This is a genomic window from Rhizobium sp. ERR 1071 (assembly GCF_007828675.1).
Lineage (GTDB): Bacteria > Pseudomonadota > Alphaproteobacteria > Rhizobiales > Rhizobiaceae > Rhizobium > Rhizobium dioscoreae.
Genome location: NZ_VITM01000001.1, coordinates 309847 through 325574 on the forward strand (window position 1 = coordinate 309847; position 15728 = coordinate 325574).

The 15728-nt window shown below is 56.5% G+C and carries 18 protein-coding genes; 7 read left to right on the forward strand and 11 right to left on the reverse strand.

Annotated features, from left to right (window positions below):
* Positions 1–479 precede the first annotated feature (479 nt).
* The 7 genes from FBZ99_RS01580 to FBZ99_RS01615 form a co-directional block, all read right to left on the reverse strand.
* Positions 480–1466 (reverse strand): hypothetical protein, encoded by a 987-nt coding sequence (locus tag FBZ99_RS01580; protein WP_145631220.1) that lies wholly within the window; start codon positions 1464–1466, stop codon positions 480–482.
* Between the two features lie 243 nt (positions 1467–1709).
* A complete protein-coding gene (locus FBZ99_RS01585; RefSeq protein ID WP_145631223.1) occupies positions 1710–1961 on the reverse strand; it encodes a DUF982 domain-containing protein in 252 nt (83 codons plus the stop codon).
* A gap of 367 nt (positions 1962–2328) precedes the next feature.
* Entirely contained in the window at positions 2329–3171 is an 843-nt protein-coding gene (locus tag FBZ99_RS01590; protein ID WP_246661057.1) for a tyrosine-type recombinase/integrase, read from the reverse strand.
* A gap of 429 nt (positions 3172–3600) precedes the next feature.
* Entirely contained in the window at positions 3601–4068 is a 468-nt protein-coding gene (locus FBZ99_RS01600; RefSeq protein ID WP_145631229.1) for a helix-turn-helix domain-containing protein, read from the reverse strand.
* Positions 4065–4598: a hypothetical protein gene (locus FBZ99_RS33390; RefSeq protein ID WP_246661058.1), complete on the reverse strand. Its 534-nt coding sequence runs from the start codon at positions 4596–4598 to the stop codon at positions 4065–4067. The genes FBZ99_RS01600 and FBZ99_RS33390 overlap by 4 nt, the downstream gene beginning before the upstream one ends.
* Positions 4599–5825 (reverse strand): tyrosine-type recombinase/integrase, encoded by a 1227-nt coding sequence (locus FBZ99_RS01610; RefSeq protein ID WP_333783686.1) that lies wholly within the window; start codon positions 5823–5825, stop codon positions 4599–4601. It lies immediately after the preceding gene.
* 441 nt (positions 5826–6266) lie between these two features.
* Complete coding sequence (locus tag FBZ99_RS01615; RefSeq protein WP_145631231.1) at positions 6267–6593, reverse strand: helix-turn-helix domain-containing protein; 327 nt, start codon at positions 6591–6593, stop codon at positions 6267–6269.
* 103 nt (positions 6594–6696) lie between these two features.
* Between FBZ99_RS01615 and FBZ99_RS01620 the strand changes: the two genes are divergently transcribed.
* Together FBZ99_RS01620 and FBZ99_RS01625 are read left to right on the forward strand one after the other, a co-directional pair.
* Complete coding sequence (locus FBZ99_RS01620) at positions 6697–6942, forward strand: hypothetical protein (protein WP_145631233.1); 246 nt, start codon at positions 6697–6699, stop codon at positions 6940–6942.
* Positions 6943–7121: 179 nt separating this feature from the next.
* Positions 7122–7496, forward strand: a complete 375-nt coding sequence (locus FBZ99_RS01625; RefSeq protein WP_145631794.1) for an HNH endonuclease — start codon at positions 7122–7124, stop codon at positions 7494–7496.
* Here the strand turns inward: FBZ99_RS01625 and FBZ99_RS01630 are convergent.
* On the reverse strand, positions 7448–7690 hold the full coding sequence (locus tag FBZ99_RS01630; protein ID WP_442966435.1) for a hypothetical protein: 243 nt from the start codon (positions 7688–7690) through the stop codon (positions 7448–7450). The two genes, FBZ99_RS01625 and FBZ99_RS01630, sit on opposite strands and share 49 nt — an antisense overlap.
* Before the next feature lie 225 nt (positions 7691–7915).
* On the opposite strand from FBZ99_RS01630, the gene FBZ99_RS01635 reads away from it, so the two are divergent.
* The gene (locus FBZ99_RS01635; protein WP_145631239.1) at positions 7916–8944 is read left to right on the forward strand and encodes a hypothetical protein; all 1029 of its coding nucleotides are present in this window, start codon (positions 7916–7918) and stop codon (positions 8942–8944) included.
* A gap of 173 nt (positions 8945–9117) precedes the next feature.
* Complete coding sequence (locus tag FBZ99_RS01640; RefSeq protein WP_145631241.1) at positions 9118–9630, forward strand: hypothetical protein; 513 nt, start codon at positions 9118–9120, stop codon at positions 9628–9630.
* A 190-nt stretch (positions 9631–9820) separates the two neighbouring features.
* Here FBZ99_RS01640 and FBZ99_RS33325 read toward each other — a convergent pair whose 3' ends face one another.
* The 3 genes from FBZ99_RS33325 to FBZ99_RS01655 all read right to left on the reverse strand — a co-directional run bounded on the left by FBZ99_RS33325 (position 9821) and on the right by FBZ99_RS01655 (position 11916).
* Positions 9821–10879: a metallophosphoesterase gene (locus FBZ99_RS33325; RefSeq protein ID WP_281408371.1), complete on the reverse strand. Its 1059-nt coding sequence runs from the start codon at positions 10877–10879 to the stop codon at positions 9821–9823.
* On the reverse strand, positions 10876–11418 hold the full coding sequence (locus FBZ99_RS33330; protein WP_210248373.1) for a fibronectin type III domain-containing protein: 543 nt from the start codon (positions 11416–11418) through the stop codon (positions 10876–10878). Before FBZ99_RS33330 ends, FBZ99_RS33325 begins: the two co-directional genes overlap by 4 nt.
* A 231-nt stretch (positions 11419–11649) precedes the next feature.
* A complete protein-coding gene (locus FBZ99_RS01655; RefSeq protein ID WP_145631243.1) occupies positions 11650–11916 on the reverse strand; it encodes an XRE family transcriptional regulator in 267 nt (88 codons plus the stop codon).
* A 756-nt stretch (positions 11917–12672) separates the two neighbouring features.
* On the opposite strand from FBZ99_RS01655, the gene FBZ99_RS01660 reads away from it, so the two are divergent.
* The 3 genes from FBZ99_RS01660 to FBZ99_RS01670 all read left to right on the forward strand — a co-directional run bounded on the left by FBZ99_RS01660 (position 12673) and on the right by FBZ99_RS01670 (position 15715).
* Complete coding sequence (locus FBZ99_RS01660; protein WP_113352520.1) at positions 12673–13296, forward strand: flavodoxin family protein; 624 nt, start codon at positions 12673–12675, stop codon at positions 13294–13296.
* Positions 13289–14185 carry a sigma-70 family RNA polymerase sigma factor gene (locus tag FBZ99_RS01665; protein ID WP_113352521.1) on the forward strand — a complete coding sequence of 299 codons (897 nt, stop codon included), beginning with the start codon at positions 13289–13291 and terminating at the stop codon, positions 14183–14185. Before FBZ99_RS01660 ends, FBZ99_RS01665 begins: the two co-directional genes overlap by 8 nt.
* 354 nt (positions 14186–14539) lie before the next feature.
* Positions 14540–15715 carry a septal ring lytic transglycosylase RlpA family protein gene (locus FBZ99_RS01670; RefSeq protein WP_113352522.1) on the forward strand — a complete coding sequence of 392 codons (1176 nt, stop codon included), beginning with the start codon at positions 14540–14542 and terminating at the stop codon, positions 15713–15715.
* The last annotated feature ends 13 nt before the right edge of the window (positions 15716–15728 follow it).

The window sequence follows — 15728 nt, forward strand, 5'->3', positions numbered from 1 at the left end:
CAAGGTCTAGGGATAAGGAACTCTATAGTCGCTGGAATGGCAATGACCGCAGCGAAGTAGATCCACGTCGGGGGTGTTAGGCGAGAGGCGTTCTTTTTACGAGGCTTTCTTCGCGTCCTTATCGCCGGCCGCTGCGGCTTCCGCATTGCAAGCTCTCCATGCTCGAAATCATTTTTTGGTGGATTCGGCGCGAATGTCGATGGCGATAACTCGCCTTGTGACTACAGACGCTTAAACTCGACACCTAATGACGCCTGTGTCCGTAATGATATGGGTAGCGATAGGTCCCGCCGGGGTGCTTCGCGTAACAGCTGGCACGCTTGCAGTGGCCCGTGGCAAAGCCATTATATGGCCGGCGATCATATCTGGCTTCGGCGGTTGTCGAAAAGGCCATTACCGCCAAGGCGGCGATAGCAATCAAACGTTTCATGCCTGTCTCCATTATATTAGAAAATGTCGATAAATCATTGTGTCGGCGATCATTTTCGAGCCTTACCATCCTCGGCCACGACTTGAATGCGGCCATTCATGCTGAGTGAGTAGAAAAATGCAGCCGTGCCGCTGAGGCTCTTTGCTCGTTGCGGGCTGCTCACATACCAGTCGAAATCGCCCGTTACCCGGCAAAGATCAGCGTCGCATGCGGTCACGAGGCTTTCCGGCCTCAGCCGGTACATTCTGCTCGGCCAGCGCTCGAAGAACTTGCGCTTGTCATCAAGTATTTCGTCTAAGCTTCTCTGTTTGCCGTAAAAGCGGACTTCGCCGGCATAGACATTCGAGGCAAAGGCAATTGCCTGATTGGCCGGCAGGCTCCCGGAATTCACCAGTTCGGCAACAAAGTTTCTGGCCTGCGCCTCTTCGTCCCGCATGCCGCTTATCGATGTGGGGGCGGATTGGATCGTCGGCGTGGTGGCAGGTGTCGATGAAATCTGGCTGCCTTGCGAATCCGGTGAGAGATGCTCAATCCCGAATTGCTTGATCTCATCAGTGCTGAAAAAATGGATGTCATCGGGCGCCGTGCGGAACATGATCGGGAATATGCGCTGATCGACGCCGTATTTGTTCAACGTGTCGAGAATATCGGAGATATTTAACTGCGCATCACCGAGACCGACGTTGCCGCTGATCTGGTGCACGCCGAGCCTACCTTGCACGATGCGGTTACGGCCGGCAAAAAAGACGTAGGCGCAAGCCGAGGCACATGCGGAATCAGCGGGAATGACAGTGCTCATGCCCTTCGTATAGACATCGTCCGCAATCAGCAGTCCGTTCTGGACATCGCCGCCTGGGCTGTTCAGAACCAGGATTTTTAGGCTCGGGTTGGCTGCCAGCACTCGTCGAAACGTGAGGGCCGAGCGGCCATCGATCGGGCCGTCCAAGCGGATTGCTAGCGGCCAAACAGGCGACACCGAAAATGGCGCGATGCTGTCTTCTGCTCGCGCATTCACCGCCCAAAGAAGAAAGGCCATTCCGATTAGGAACACTCGAATACTAAACACGGCTTAAGTCCTCAATTCGGCGATCATTACCGAACAGAGGGCGAATGTCGAGCGTAAGAATTCGCCCAATAGCTGCAGAGCCATATTTGAATTAAGACATCGAACGGCAGCAGATTTGGGATGAAACGAATAGTGGCAAAAAGTTTCTCACTAAGGCGAGGGATGCCTCAGCAACGTGCCGAGGCCACACAGAACCCAAGACGCCACACGAACTCACCCTTCCTTCATTGGAATATGGGCTTCATTGACCGCATCGATGAACGCCCGGCGAGCATCCTCGGGGCTTCGCTTGCCGCTGATCACATCGGCGCACACGGACAAGGCTCGATCCAATGCGGGCGCCTCCTCAAGCGGCCAATCCTCGATAAGTGCCCAACTGGCGGCTTGGGTCGTATCGATAACAACCCACTCGTCGGGGCTCTCAAGAGCGATCGTGACCGCCTGGCTCCATTTTCTATGCGGCACGGGGAAACCTCCATGCGGATGAAAATCCGCGACTTTGGATAACTTGCACTTTGGCATTGCGCCACTAGTTTTCTTGTAGCAGGGTAACTTTACCGCGATGAAGGGGAGTAGCGGTAACTACTCCCCTTCCGGCGGGTATAGCGCCAACAGCCAGGAGCGACATTGAAGCGTTGTCAGCGCGTCGTTTCCTTGGCTGTTTGGACAATATGGCGAATATCGGTTGGAAAAGCGCGCTTGAGCGACGTCTGAGTTCAGTTCATCCACAAAGAAATCGCTAGCGCTATTTTGTTCTTTCTTTGTTCCGGCGTTGGCGTCTTATTGCTCTGCTGAAAAGCGGTGAGATTGTCGTAGGAGGAGCCAGAAGAGTTCACCAAGAAACGTGCTGCTCAAGCTTCAAGATTGCCTGTTCTGCCAGTTCTATTTTGCCGCCGAGGTAATGAGCGTCCAAAATCTGCTCTACATCTTTAAGACTATGTCCCGATATCGAAGCGATCTGTGCCGTGCTGCATCCGGACAAAGCCAGTCTAGTTACTGCCGTTCCGCGCAGATCATGAAAAGTCAGGCCGGTAATCCCGGCAGTATCGCACGCCTTTCCCCACGACGTCCTGAAACCATCGCTAGTCCACGGCTTTCCGCGAGTGTTGGTCAGTATGGTAATTGCCTTCTTGGGCATCGAGGCTAGCATCGTTCGAACTGCGGCCGCTATGGGTACAGCCACGCGTGCGCCTGTCTTGCCTTGGCGGACACGCAGTGCCTGGCCGTCGTAATTCGTCCACTCAGCTTTCAGCAGGTCGCTTTGGCGTTGGCCAGTCCACAACGCAAAAACAACAGCCGCCTTAATCTCAGCTGGAGCGACCGAAAAAAGCTTCTCCAGCTGCTCGTCTCTCCAGATTTTATCTGTACGATCGGCGGAATAGAGCCTACCGCCGCGCTCACATACATTGACTGTGACACGGCCACGGTCCTTTGCGAAAGACAGAACGCGAGCCAGTGTTGTCCAGGCATAATCGGCGGTGCGTGGACGGTCGGCCATCGTGTCACGCCAATCCTTGAAGTCTCTACGAGCTTCCTTGTCCTGCAGTGCTGCAAACGACATGGTGCCGAACTCTTCGCGGATCATGTCGAGATACCGGTCATATTCTCGACGTGTCTTCTCGACTTTTCCGAGGAAATCAGACGACGCTCGGTATTCTGTAATCAGCTTGGCCATCGTCTCTGAAGGATCTATGTGTCGGTCCTTGGTAGCATCAGCAAATGCCCGAGCTAGGAGAGGGTCGCCAGGCTGAATAGGCGAGCCGTTCTTATGTTTGAGAAGCGGGCCGCCCCGCCAAGCATAGCAGTAGTAGATCGTCCTGCCTGTGGCTAAGGCCTTCTTGACCTTAGCCAGCCCTTTGAGCTTTGCGCGCGTCACGCTCGCGCCTCCATTTCTGCAGATCTGTCTCCACTGATATGTTATTCACGCCAAGTCCGCTAATTTCGTCAAGCTTCGCATCGATTGCCCTGCGATCCCACTTGCGAGTTCCGGGGATGCACTGAGGCATCTTGTGTGTCGCCACCCAGAGAGAGAACGTCGATTCGGCAATGCCGCAGTAAGCTGCGGCATCCCTGCGCCCAATGAGGCGAGGGGAGTTACCGTCTGTCATTTTCTTTTCCTCGCCTTCGCCTCGGCCAGCCGCGCGGGGAACTGAGTCAAAAAATTACCCTCCTTGGCAGTCGCCCGCTCGATTGACAGCTGCAGCTTCGTTTTACGGGTCGATTGCCGCGCGGTAGACGGTCCGCTCGAGGTGAAATCTCGTTTGGAGTGGCGCTTTAGGAAGCTCTCTATTTCTTCGGGCGCGATCGCCACATGATTTCGTTCTGTGCCTCGTCCAACTTTCACATAAACAAGTTCACCATGGCGGATCAGATCGCGGATCGTCGAAACGGAGGTTGCCAGAAGCTCGGCGACTTCGTCGATAGTGAGTAGCCGGCGAATAGGTTGTTCACGAGCTCCAGCCATGAACGCCAATTGCACGTCCTCACGGCACCAGCCGCGATCGGGATCGAGCGGCTCAGTGAAGCGGACATAGTATTGCGCCGACTTTTGAATCCAGGCTTCGTTTTTCATAGCGACTTCCCATGGTGCCAGAACTCGATGCGCTTCGCTTCTTCGATGCCGGCGTCTGTAACCGACCAGACGATATCACCGCCGCCATCTTTCTTCCCGGCAACTATGGCGCCTTTTTCGGCCAGCCTGTTCATTGTGGTTATGCCTGCGTCAGGGATGGCAACATGAGTTCGAGCGTCTGGATGAGCGATCATGTACAAAAGGATTTTTTGGCTCCTGCCGTCCAAGCCCAATTGGGGCTTTCGATCATTGGATCTGCGACTTCCGCGCTTCCACACGCCCAAGTTTTCTTCTCCATCTGGCGCTACTGCGGCAAAGCCGGCGGTGATTCCGAAATATCCATCATAGAATTTCCTGATCAGCGGAACCGGGCGGCCATCATGGAGCGGATCGATCCGCGGAAATCCCTTGCGCTCCAGCTGAGGGATGACAGCCTTTATAAACATGGCGGCTCGTTCCTTGCCGACGATGGCAATTGCGATTTCCCGGTCCGTGGCGAACATGGGGAGCTTTGAAAGCGGGTCGGTCATCTATTTCGCCCCCCACTTTACATGTTGCCGACTGTGGGCCAGCGGATCGGTCCACCATGGCAGCGCGCGCCACGTGTCGGGCACCGGCAGCTTGTTGATGGCCTCGATAAGCGGCGCTTGCGGCACGTTGGTATAGTGACGGGACATGCTATCCACGGCGTGCCCGAGGATCTGATCCTTGATATGCGGATGAACGCCAGCGATGACAAGCTCCGTCGAGCAGGAATGGCGGCCGGTATACGGAGACACGTCGGTTATATCGACTCCCTTCCGAGCGAGGCGCTTTCGCGCTCCAACTATTCCATTGCTGAGTTGACCGCCCCATTCCGCAGAGATCGTATAGGCCTGCCCTTTGAAGGTCCGAAACACCTGCTGCATACGATCTTTCCGAGCCAAGAGGGACTCGAATAACGGAGCGATAAACTCATGCATGGGCACGCCCCGAGGTTCGCCGGATTTGCTGTTGCGGATAACGATCCATCGTCCGGCGACATCGACGTCTTTCATTTCCAACGTGAAGAGTTCGATCGGCCGCATACCGGTGTAAAACAGCGCGGTCATAGCCATTGCCGGGGCAGGCGACATGGCAGCGACGAACTGTGCTGCTCGATCATAGGGCACCGGGCGAGTGCCGCTCCGGGTCTCTTCTCGGTGACGTGCCGTTCCTTTCGGTTTGCGGGGTCGCGACCATTGCCGAACGTCAGCCCAGCCATTCCTCACGGCATGGTTCCATACCGCAATGAACGGCGTGTAACACTGACGGTTGCGTGTCTCTGGCCGTGCTGTTGGAAAAATCTTGTGTGCCGCATCATCGAGGTCGTTTTGGCGGATTTTGCGAAGATGCTTCTTGCCGAGTTGTTTACTGAGAAGCGATAGGAACCTGGTCGATCCACCGCCCTTTAGGTAAGATTCTGCCGCCTGATCAAACGTGGCGTTGACCTTCCGTCCGAATATGCTCTCGTCGAGCACCTCTTTGCTTCGAACGGTGAGGATAAGTTCGGCGGTCTCCCGATCGGCAATTCGGGTGTTTTCGCAGACAGAAATGCCCCGTATGGTTCCGCGGAGCCACCAGTTCGGTGAGTCTTTTCTTTTGATAAGCTTGAGGACCACCAAACACCTCCGATACCAGAAAAAACAATCGCCGGCCGGCACGAATGCCGGAAAGCGATTCGAATCCTCTTTCGTGGTGGTGGGCGGGAAACCCAGGCGCGGATTGGTGGGCCGCATCTGGAAGGTATGTCGAAAAGCGGGCGCGTCAAGAGGTATACGATGACAGAGTGAGAGGACGGCCACGTGATCTCGTGGCAGCAGCGTGACGTCAATCGGCCACCCGACCCCGTTCTAAACTAACGGCAGTCGCGTCCTTCGCTGGTCTGTATAGTATCGGCGATTACAATCAAGTCCGACTGATCAATGAGAAAAGATTGCCTTCAGCTTCTCAATGTCGACTTGCCTTATATTGGTCGGCACTTCGCTTGCTGGATCAGCTATGAACCATTCCCGCGCTATCCGCAAACGATCGCCATATCGCGCTGGTTAGATGCCCAGACGCAAGATCCACTCGCGCACGGTCTCTCGCTATATGAGACCCCTTTCGTATCGGTCGCAGACGGTTTTTTCTGATGCTATCAGATGGTTGATTTTCGACATGTCGGCGGCTCTCGCGTGTCATCCGCCCGCGCCGGGCGGCGCGTCGTTCTCCAGGTTTTCGCGATATTGAACGAGTTCGCTGTCGTCCACGTCGATAGCTCCACCATTCGGCTTATGCAGCGACACGCCGGGGCCGCTTGCGATGCCGCCGGCCTCGAGGAACGTCACGCCAGCGTTTTCGAGGGCGGCACGAATATCACGCAGCGTCCGGACATATGGCGTGCTTTTTTCGAGTTCGAAGTTAGCCAACGTCGCGCGGCCCACGTCGGCGGCCGCACAAAGATCACCCTGAGACCAAGCCAGGAGCGCGCGAGCGGCTCGGCATTGTGCGGCAGAAATGGACATTTTTTATAATCCGATGCAAAAGTTATTGACTTATGGTCAACTCGATGTATTTTATATCGTGTTGTAACAAATGACTGTCACGAACGCAACGAGGAGCGATACCGTGGATACGCATACGCATACAGAAAGAACCCTATTGCCGCGCGGACTGATCGGCAGACGACGCCGCGTCTACATCGCTGATTGGACATATAAATTAAATAGTTTTGTAGAATACCGTGGCGAGCGCGCACTCGTGATCGACCGCCACCGCACGATAATGGGCGTAGAAATTTACACCATCATTCCTGTGACCGCTGCACCGGAGCGGCGGTACGTATTAGGTCGGTCTCTCAAGCATATTCATTGATTTCTTTTTTTGCGGCGCGTGATCCGTACGCCCGCATCCTTTGCGCCTTGCCCTGGGCGCCGGCCCGTCGCTATCGCCGCATGTCGGCGGCGGGCCACCAATTACCCCCGCCACCACAAAGCGCGCCGCCGGTCTCACCAGCCGGCGGTTTTTTCGTCGACGTGTGTTACCGTTGCGAAATGAAGACGGTTTTGAAACGACGCTATTTGCTCACGCTCTTCGCAAAGCAGGAAGGAAAATGCTGCTATTGCGACCGGCATGTCATTCTTTCCTATCGCTGGCGTGATCAGCAGAGACCTGACGCTGCCACGATCGAGCACTTGCGGCGCCGCGCGGATGGTGGATCTAACCACCCCGATAATCTAGCCATGGCATGCAAGGCGTGTAATGACGGCCGGGGCGAAGTTGACTGGTTGACCTACCGCTCTTTCAAGCGGGGCGAGATCAACGAGTTCGCAAAATGTTTCGCGCCGCAGCCGGCGTCTGGTGCACCCCGCCAGTCGCGTCACCACCAGCGAGAATCATTTGTCGCCGCATCGCGGCCCATGACGTAGCCAATAGCGAAAGCGATGGCGCCGATCGTTAGAACAATGCCGGTCGCGGTGTGCGGATGCTCAGCAGCGCCTGCGGCGACGGCGGTGCTCTCACGCACAACGGCGTCCTTGGCATCCTTTGCGACCTTCCGCGCGCCAGTGGGCGGATCTGCGGGTGTCCCTGTGAAGCCTGCACTTAGTTCGTCGGTCATGATATTCCTCCTTCTTGTGAGGAAGGAGAACACGCGTGGGGGAGGGATGTTCCAGCAGAATAGATGGCAGGCGAGTGCGGACGCATTGGCTCATGCTAACCGATTAGGCGAACGCCGCCGGTGCCTCCTCGAGCCAGCGGCTGGCGCGTGCCTGAGGGGGGGCATCACCGTGGGACAGCATGGTATGAACAACCTCGAATCAGCTATTCATCAAGCGGGGAGATCGCTTTGCATATCTTCATCGACGAATCCGGTACATTCGCTGGCGTTGGCTCGGGCAAACCTGCGGTTTCGGCCATTGGTGCTCTTATCCTCACCTCATATAGCTTGCCAAAGCTATTCAATAGATATCAGCAATTGCGAACCAACTTCCCAAAGCGCAACGGCGAGGTGAAGGGAAGCCTTCTCAATGAAATGCAGGTCGCTGCCGTAGTGGAATTACTGCGCAAGAATGACGCGATTTTCTGTGCTTCGATGATTGATCTGGGAGTCCATAACGCCGATGACATTACCGCTCATAGGGATGGCCGCAGCGCAAGCCTATCAGCGAATCTTACGAACGGACACACGCAGGAACTGCGCGACGGAGTTGCTGCCTTGCAAGCGCGAATGGCCGGCTTCCCTGATCAGCTATATGTGCAGTCTGTGGTAATGACTGACCTGCTGTTTCGGGTCATGCAGGAGATGATCCTCTATCACTGTCAACGATTCCCAAAAGAGCTTGCCGAGTTTCATTGGGTAGTGGACGCAAAGCACCCAGCTGCGGTGACTGATTGGGAAGACTGGTGGTACAAAACCCTTATGGTCTGGCTTCAGGCGATGTCGATTGAGAGACCGGCCGACCTGTTGCCTGGTGGCGACTATCGGCATTTCGAGCGCTTTTTCATTGCTGAAGTACCAGAGTATCTTCGCGATAAAGTCCCACCCGGAGATCGCACACGAGGTGCTGGTGTCAATCTTCAGTTGATGTACGGAGAGAGCTTCCGATTCTCCAGCGACCCAGAGGCTGGGTTGGAATTGGTGGATATTGCCACTAATGCCTTGCGGCGCGCTCTGGTCGGCAATTTAGGCCAGTCTGGTTGGCTTCCGCTACGCAGGCTTATGATCCATCGTAGCGACCTGTACGTTAAGCCGGTCGGGCTCATGCGTGACGAAGATCGCAAGCTTGCGCCAGAGCTCGCCAAGGTAATGAACAAATTCCGAGAGGGCGGACGTATCATGGCCATCCGCAATCTTCAGTGGCCAGAGAAAAGCTAGCAGGCGGTTCTGCACGCAAGTCGCCAACATCATAACCGACACATTCAGCGACTGTTTCCTCGACTTTCGGAAAGCAAATGACGTGGTAGCCGTCAAAACTTTAGCCCATTCATGGTTGATTTATCCGGATCAGATGGCGCAATATATACGTGCATCAGAAAAAAGGGGGCTTGATGTTTCGTATTCTTTCGCTGGCCGCAGCTGCAATTCTTACAACAACGTTCCCAAGCCAGGCGGGTTTTCAAAGCTGGTCCGTGGATAAGGAATCTGACCCGTTCTCGGGCGGTGAAAGTGTCTCGGTGAACTTTATGACCACGTTTCGGTCTGGCGTTCTCGTTCTATGCGATAGCGCCACGAAAGGGGTGAGAGTTCGCGCAATTCCTGGATTTGCTTACGATAAGCGCCTGAAAGACTTTAAGCCTACACTAAAATTTGCATTTGACGGGAAGCTTCTATTCACTGCCGAGGGTGATACCGGATCGGTCGGCGACAATCTGGCTGCATCCGAAGTGACCTTGGAAGGCGACCAGGCGAAGCAATTCGTTGATGCGTTCGCTTCAGCGAAAAAGCAGATTGCAATTGATGACGGCATTGCGGACAAGCCTCATCTTCTAACCGCCAAAGGCTCGACTACATCAGGCGCTGCGATTGTTTCATGCGTCGCAAAACAGGGTAGCTCGTCGTGATCAGCAACATATCCAACGCGTAGGTCCGCGGAAAACTGAGTGGTTGCCTCAACAGAGCTATCCAAATGGGCTTCAGTATACTCCGTATAGGATCGCAATCTGCGCGCTCGAAGCTCTGCGGGCAACCGAAAACTTACAGCCGCGACCGTAGGAGACACTATCGCTTCACGTCGTTGGTCAGGGCTGCGTTTTAATCCCGCCTGGGGCGGCGCAGAGTGAAGCTTTCGAAGGGCGCGATCTGACCATCGGGGCCGACCACGTCGTAGTATGTCACGGTGATCGTCGTGAAGTCACCCGGATGCGCGCCGGGGTCGAGGTCGAACGCAGCGAAGCCGTAGGAATGGGCGGCATTTCGCACAGCCGACCACGGCGCCTCTTCGACGACATAGACTGGCGGACGCTTGTGGGTGGCGGGGTTTAGATCGCCGACCCGCATGATGACGCGACAGCAGGGCGGGTTGAAGAAGAGCTCATTCGAAGGCACCGAGGTGCCGCCACCACCGATCACCATATGCACCGTGCCCTTGGTGGTATCGATCACGTCGGTAGCGGTTCCCACTGGGATTGGTGTCAGCGTGTCGTTATTTTGCTGGCCTCGGATGGGGTGAGAGCGTTCGTAATGGTGCTCATGACCGCACACCACCAGGTCCACGCCATATTTGTCGAACAGCGGCAGCCATTCCTGGCGAATGCCGAGATCAGCGCCGTTAAACTTGTCGGCGGTGGAGATCGCAACCTGATGCATGCATACCACCACCCAATCGATCGACTTGTCGGCGCGGGCGGCGGCGAGCTCCTTCTCCAGCCATGCCTTCTGGGCGCCGTTGGAATAGCCGCGGACATAGGAATCGCCACCATCCTGATAGACGACGTCATCATTGGCGATGGCAACCACCCGCACCGAGCCGGCGGTGAAGCTGTACCAAAGCCCATGTGTCACATCAGTCTGGCCATCGGCGGCTGGCAGGGAGAAATACGTCTGGTAAGCCCTGTAGCCGATCGGGCCGTTTCCGAGCTCGTTCTCGTGATTGCCAGGGGACGGCATCCAGGGGCGGTTGCGGGCGCTGCGGGTGTTGTTGTTCCAAAAATCCCACCATGTACGCACGCGGTCATGGGCGAGATTGGCGTAGCACAAGTCCCCATTGAAGAGGTGAAAGAGTGGACGCAGCCGCTCGACGCCTAGCGTGGTGTCACCAGCCGCGGGCGAGCCGAGATTGTCGTTGATGTAGGTGGTGCCCTGCAGCGTCACACCGGCCGGTGGGTCAAATATCCTCCCAAGGGTGGGGTGCCCTGATCGCCGAAACTGGTAAAGCGGAGGGGCTGGCGCCCGCGCGGAGATGTGCGGAACGTACCGAATTGCGGCTCTGCACCTTCATGGAGCGCCGCATAAAGATAGGAGGCATCTGCATCCAACCCGCCGACCTTGGCATGATAGGCATAGACGGTCTGGTTGGACTTGGCGTCGACATAGTTTACTTCGTCCGCAGCCACCGTCTGCTCAAGCTTGCCGTCTAGACGGCCGATGAGCACGCGCGGCCGCTTCACCGGTTGCAGCGTGTGCCAGGACACCACCATTTCAGCAGAAGCGTCGGCGCCGAACTGAAGATGGAGCCCCGCCACGGGTGGCGTCATCACCGGCTTCGTCAAGCCAATTGCGGTCGGTGCCGGCGCAATCTCCTCAGCACTGGCAAACGAGGCTGTCAGCAGCACGCCGGTGCCGATCCCGGCAGCGGCAAGGAGCCTACGGCGGCTGATGTCAAAATTCTTATCGCTGTCCGGTGTTGTCATGGCGGGGCGCTCCGGCGAGAGGGGTTCCTTTTGCTAGCGCGAGACTGTGAATTTGGCGCGACAATCTGGGCGCGGCCACACCCGCCTCGTATGCCGGGAAGGGGGCCCGAGCAACTAGTGGGGCCGCTTGTTCCAGCTCTTGAAAGATGGCGTGCTCGTTGAGCGGGAGGGTAGAGATCCTGTCAGGCGAGAGATGACGGTATTTATTCGCGCAGCGTGATGAGAGGCGGCCTATTGGTCGCCTTTTTTATTGTCCAGCAAAGAATGCGCATCGCTGATCAGACCAGCGATCCCTGTCGGCAGCATAGATGCATCACTATAGGCGACGGCAAGCTCTATCAGCGCCCATCTCGCCGCATTGGCATGGATTTTCCGAAACTCCGACTGTCCGGATTCGATCTTCTCATATGTGCTAAGTGGTATCCCCATATGCATCGCCATGACAGGTTTTGTCACTTTGGCAAGCTGCCTATACTGCAGGAGCGTCATCGGATTCATTGAACTACCCCTTTCGATTTGATATATTGGGAACCGGAAGGAGTTGCAGCTCCTCCCGGCCCCCAGTTATCGGCCTATGGAGATTGTCACTCTCCACTTGCCGAACCGGACTTGAAGGGTGAGCTTAACGCTCATGGTAGCCTCCAGTCTGGTTGCCGAAGCAGGATTGCTTCGGTGAATTCTGTATACCGCCATTTTGGCGGCATGACAAGCAAAAACCGCCATTTTGGCGGTTTTATTTTGAGGCCGTCACGTTGCGAGCGTGGCGGCTTTTGCTTTGGTGGATACAACCATTTCCATTTGTATTTGCAACTTTTGATACTGCACGGATGCACACTTGATTATCCGTGCATTATCCGTGCACATACGTGCGGTGACACCTGCACAGCGCTGCCCGGTTAGCCCCTCACTCACATCCTATGAGGACGCAGCGGAGAAAATGGGTAAAAATTAAGCGGGGGAAAAAGACACGAAAAAGCGGGTACTTTAGCGGGTATCTTACGAAACGTCCCCGATACGTTACAAATTAATCTCAAGTATTTAGAGCGTGCAATTCTACGGACACCTCTTCCGCCATATCCATATGAAATCATTAGATTTTATGGCCGATGGCTCTCCCATCCCATACACACCATATTAGCCATTCTTGATATTCTTAGTCACGCAGATTGCCATCGAAAATGAAGCGCGACGTGTCACATTAAGAATCCTTGCCTTGTCATGCCCTTCACAACACCAATTTCGAAGGAGATGACAATGATCCGGCAGAGCATCGCAATCGTGTATCATAGCGGCTACGGACATACCGGCCGACAAGCCGAGGCCGTCAGGGCGGGGGTCGAAGAGGTTGATGGCGCGGAGGCTATGCTGTTGACCGTAGATGGGGTGGAGCGCCACTGGAGTGATCTCAATGCGGCGCACGCGATCATCTTTGGCTCCCCGACCTATATGGGCGCAGTTTCTGCACCATTCAAAGCGTTTCAGGAGGCGACGTCGAAGACAGTTCTTGCGAGGGGCTATTTGTGGAGGGACAAGATTGCAGCCGGTTTCACTACCTCTGGGTCACGATCCGGTGACAAGCTTTCGACGCTGATGCAGATGGTGATCTTCGCAGCCCAGCACGGAATGCATTGGGTCGGTCTCGATCTGCCGCCGGCCAACTGCTCTTCGACAGGTTCGGAAGAAGACATGAACCGCCTCGGCTTCTGGCTTGGTGCAGCGGCGCAGGCCAATACAGACGAAGGCCCGGAGACGGCGCCACCGGCATCCGATCTCGCGACCGCACGCCATCTTGGCCGTCGGGTAGCGCTGACGGCGCTGCAGTTCGCTCGTGGCCGCGAGGTCAATCCATTTGCGCGCGAGTTCGCAGCCAATGAATGAGGCGCCGTCCGATCCGATCTTCGCTGAGCTGCGTCCGCGCCTTGTCAGGCTCGCCTACAGAATGCTCGGATCGGTCACGGATGCCGAGGATATCGTGCAGGATAGCTGGCTGCGCTGGCTGGCGACCGATCGCGCTTCCATTCGCGAACCGGCGGCATTCCTGCGGACAGTCGTCACCCGGCTTTGTCTGAACGAGCTGAAATCGGCCCGTCGTCGCCGGGAGTCCTATGTGGGTTCCTGGCTGCCCGAGCCGATTTTCGATCCGGAAGACGGCGATGCCGCTGACGATATAACCATGCCGCTGATGCTGGCCTTGGAGCGTCTTTCGCCGCTGGAGCGAGCCGCCTTTCTTCTGCATGACGTGTTCGGCATGAGTTTCGATGAGATCTCGTCGGCAATTGGTCGTGAGGCGGCCGCCTGTCGCAAGCTTGCCAGCCGGGCGAGGGCACATGTCACCGAGGCCCGGCCGCGTTTTGCGGTCGGGAAGGAAGAAGGGCTCAAGCTTGCCGAGGCTTTCTTCACGGCGTCGAGAACGGGAGACATGGCCTCCCTTCAGGCTCTGCTTTCAGAGGATGTCGTTGTCTATGCCGACGGCGGCGGCAAGGTGCCGACATCGCAGCGACCACACATCGGGCTTTCTGCCACCATGCGGCTTCATGAGCGACTGGCGCGAATTTTCCGCGCACATCCCTCGCAACTGATCCACTATGCCGTCATCGATGGCTTGCCGGGCTTCGTGACAATAGAAGGCGACAGTGTCGTACAGACCACCGCGCTGCAGGTCGAACGGGAAAAAATCGTCGCCATCTATTGCACCCGCAACCCGGACAAACTGCAGCACATTATCGGCGCGTTAGAATCGGCGACATCTATCACGACAAACTATTGATGCATCTTGATACAGCAGCCTGAGAAAACTGCGCCAAATCTCTCCTTCGCAATCCCAGCACAATGACAAACCGAGTGCATCTGTTGCAGTCCGGCACGACTGGTGGCGTTCAGAAAGCAGACCGTTACCGTCGCGGGATGGATGTGATCGACACGACTTGCGGCCGGTAGCGCTTTACTGAGCGTTAACCATGATCTTCGGAAATTCTTCGGTGCGCTCAATTTGCATCGCAAAATGGACAAAGTGCAATCATGATTAAAGCACCGTTAGGTGATTGGAGCGTAGCAGGATACCGGAGCGAGGGATTACCGGTAGCAGACCTCCGTCAAAGTAATGAGTAGCGGCTTGGGACAGATGACATTCGAAAATCGGGCGGTGACATACACAACGGCCATGCGTTGGTTTGCTCTCTCACTGATGTGCGCAACCATTACGGCCTGCGGGACGTCTCAGAAGGTTGCTTCGACACGCAAGCACGGCAAGGAATATTTCTCCGAGAAGGAATATGGCGTGAAGGCGAGCCCTCGCGTCGTGAATAGCGGACCGGTGCCGAAGGGCGGCGGCCGCTTCATGGTCGGCAATCCCTATCAGGTGAAGGGCAAGTGGTATTACCCCAAGGAAGATTTCGGCTATAACAAGGTCGGCATCGCTTCATGGTACGGCTCGGCTTTTCACGGTCGTCTCACCGCCAACGGTGAAGTCTACGATCAGCAGTCGCTGACTGCCGCCCATCCGACTTTCCCGCTGCCAAGCTATGCCCGCGTCACCAACGTCGAGACCGGCTCCTCCATCATCGTTCGCGTCAACGATCGCGGCCCATACCATCCCGGCCGCATCATCGATCTTTCGAACAAGACGGCACAGATGCTCGATCTTCAGCATAGCGGCACGGGCAATGTGCGCGTGCAATATGTCGGCCGCGCCCGCATGGACGGTCATGACGAACCCTATCTCATGGCTTCCTATATTCCGAAGGGTTCGCGTCTGCCGGGCATCAACCCAGGCGGCCAGATCGCAACCGGCGTGATGGTGGCCTCTGCCGGCCGGATGACTGCCGATCAGCTGCCGGATTCATATACCCCAACACCGACGCGCGCCAGCCGCGAGGTGCGCAGCTTTGATGCCGCGCCGGCGATTGCACCCGTCCCGCGCCAGTCGCCCTATTCAGCAACGGCCTTCGCCGACTCCACCCCGGATGGCGGTTACAACGCCACCAAGCGCAACGACCCGCCGCCGATGACGTGGAATGGCGGAGCGATGCCTGCGGCGGAAGCGGCGGACCCGATCATGATCGTGCTTCCGCGGATCGGCCCGATCCCCCGCGAGCGGCCGGATTTCTCTCCGCGTCTGGCAAGCCAGAAGGACCAGTCCCTTGGCTCCATGGCTGCCGGATATCAGGAAGCGCCGGTTAAAACAGTTTATGTCGACCTCGCTTTCGATGCCGTCATGGTTCGCAACGACGGCCTCACGCAGGAATCGATTCTCTCGTCCTATCGCCGCCAGCATCAGGGTACGACGCAGGTCGATTGATCGGCGTCATTGC

Coding starts and splice junctions, on each gene's coding strand:
- FBZ99_RS01580 (WP_145631220.1), bottom strand. CDS start 1,466: ATGGCCTTTCTTCTTTGGGCGGTGAATGCGCGAGCAGAAGACAGCATC.
- FBZ99_RS01590 (WP_246661057.1), bottom strand. CDS start 3,171: ATGGCCAAGCTGATTACAGAATACCGAGCGTCGTCTGATTTCCTCGGA.
- FBZ99_RS01600 (WP_145631229.1), bottom strand. CDS start 4,068: ATGAAAAACGAAGCCTGGATTCAAAAGTCGGCGCAATACTATGTCCGC.
- FBZ99_RS33390 (WP_246661058.1), bottom strand. CDS start 4,598: ATGACCGACCCGCTTTCAAAGCTCCCCATGTTCGCCACGGACCGGGAA.
- FBZ99_RS01610 (WP_333783686.1), bottom strand. CDS start 5,825: ATGCGGCCCACCAATCCGCGCCTGGGTTTCCCGCCCACCACCACGAAA.
- FBZ99_RS01615 (WP_145631231.1), bottom strand. CDS start 6,593: ATGTCCATTTCTGCCGCACAATGCCGAGCCGCTCGCGCGCTCCTGGCT.
- FBZ99_RS01625 (WP_145631794.1), top strand. CDS start 7,122: ATGAAGACGGTTTTGAAACGACGCTATTTGCTCACGCTCTTCGCAAAG.
- FBZ99_RS01640 (WP_145631241.1), top strand. CDS start 9,118: ATGTTTCGTATTCTTTCGCTGGCCGCAGCTGCAATTCTTACAACAACG.
- FBZ99_RS33330 (WP_210248373.1), bottom strand. CDS start 11,418: ATGACAACACCGGACAGCGATAAGAATTTTGACATCAGCCGCCGTAGG.
- FBZ99_RS01655 (WP_145631243.1), bottom strand. CDS start 11,916: ATGAATCCGATGACGCTCCTGCAGTATAGGCAGCTTGCCAAAGTGACA.
- FBZ99_RS01660 (WP_113352520.1), top strand. CDS start 12,673: ATGATCCGGCAGAGCATCGCAATCGTGTATCATAGCGGCTACGGACAT.
- FBZ99_RS01665 (WP_113352521.1), top strand. CDS start 13,289: ATGAATGAGGCGCCGTCCGATCCGATCTTCGCTGAGCTGCGTCCGCGC.
- FBZ99_RS01670 (WP_113352522.1), top strand. CDS start 14,540: ATGACATTCGAAAATCGGGCGGTGACATACACAACGGCCATGCGTTGG.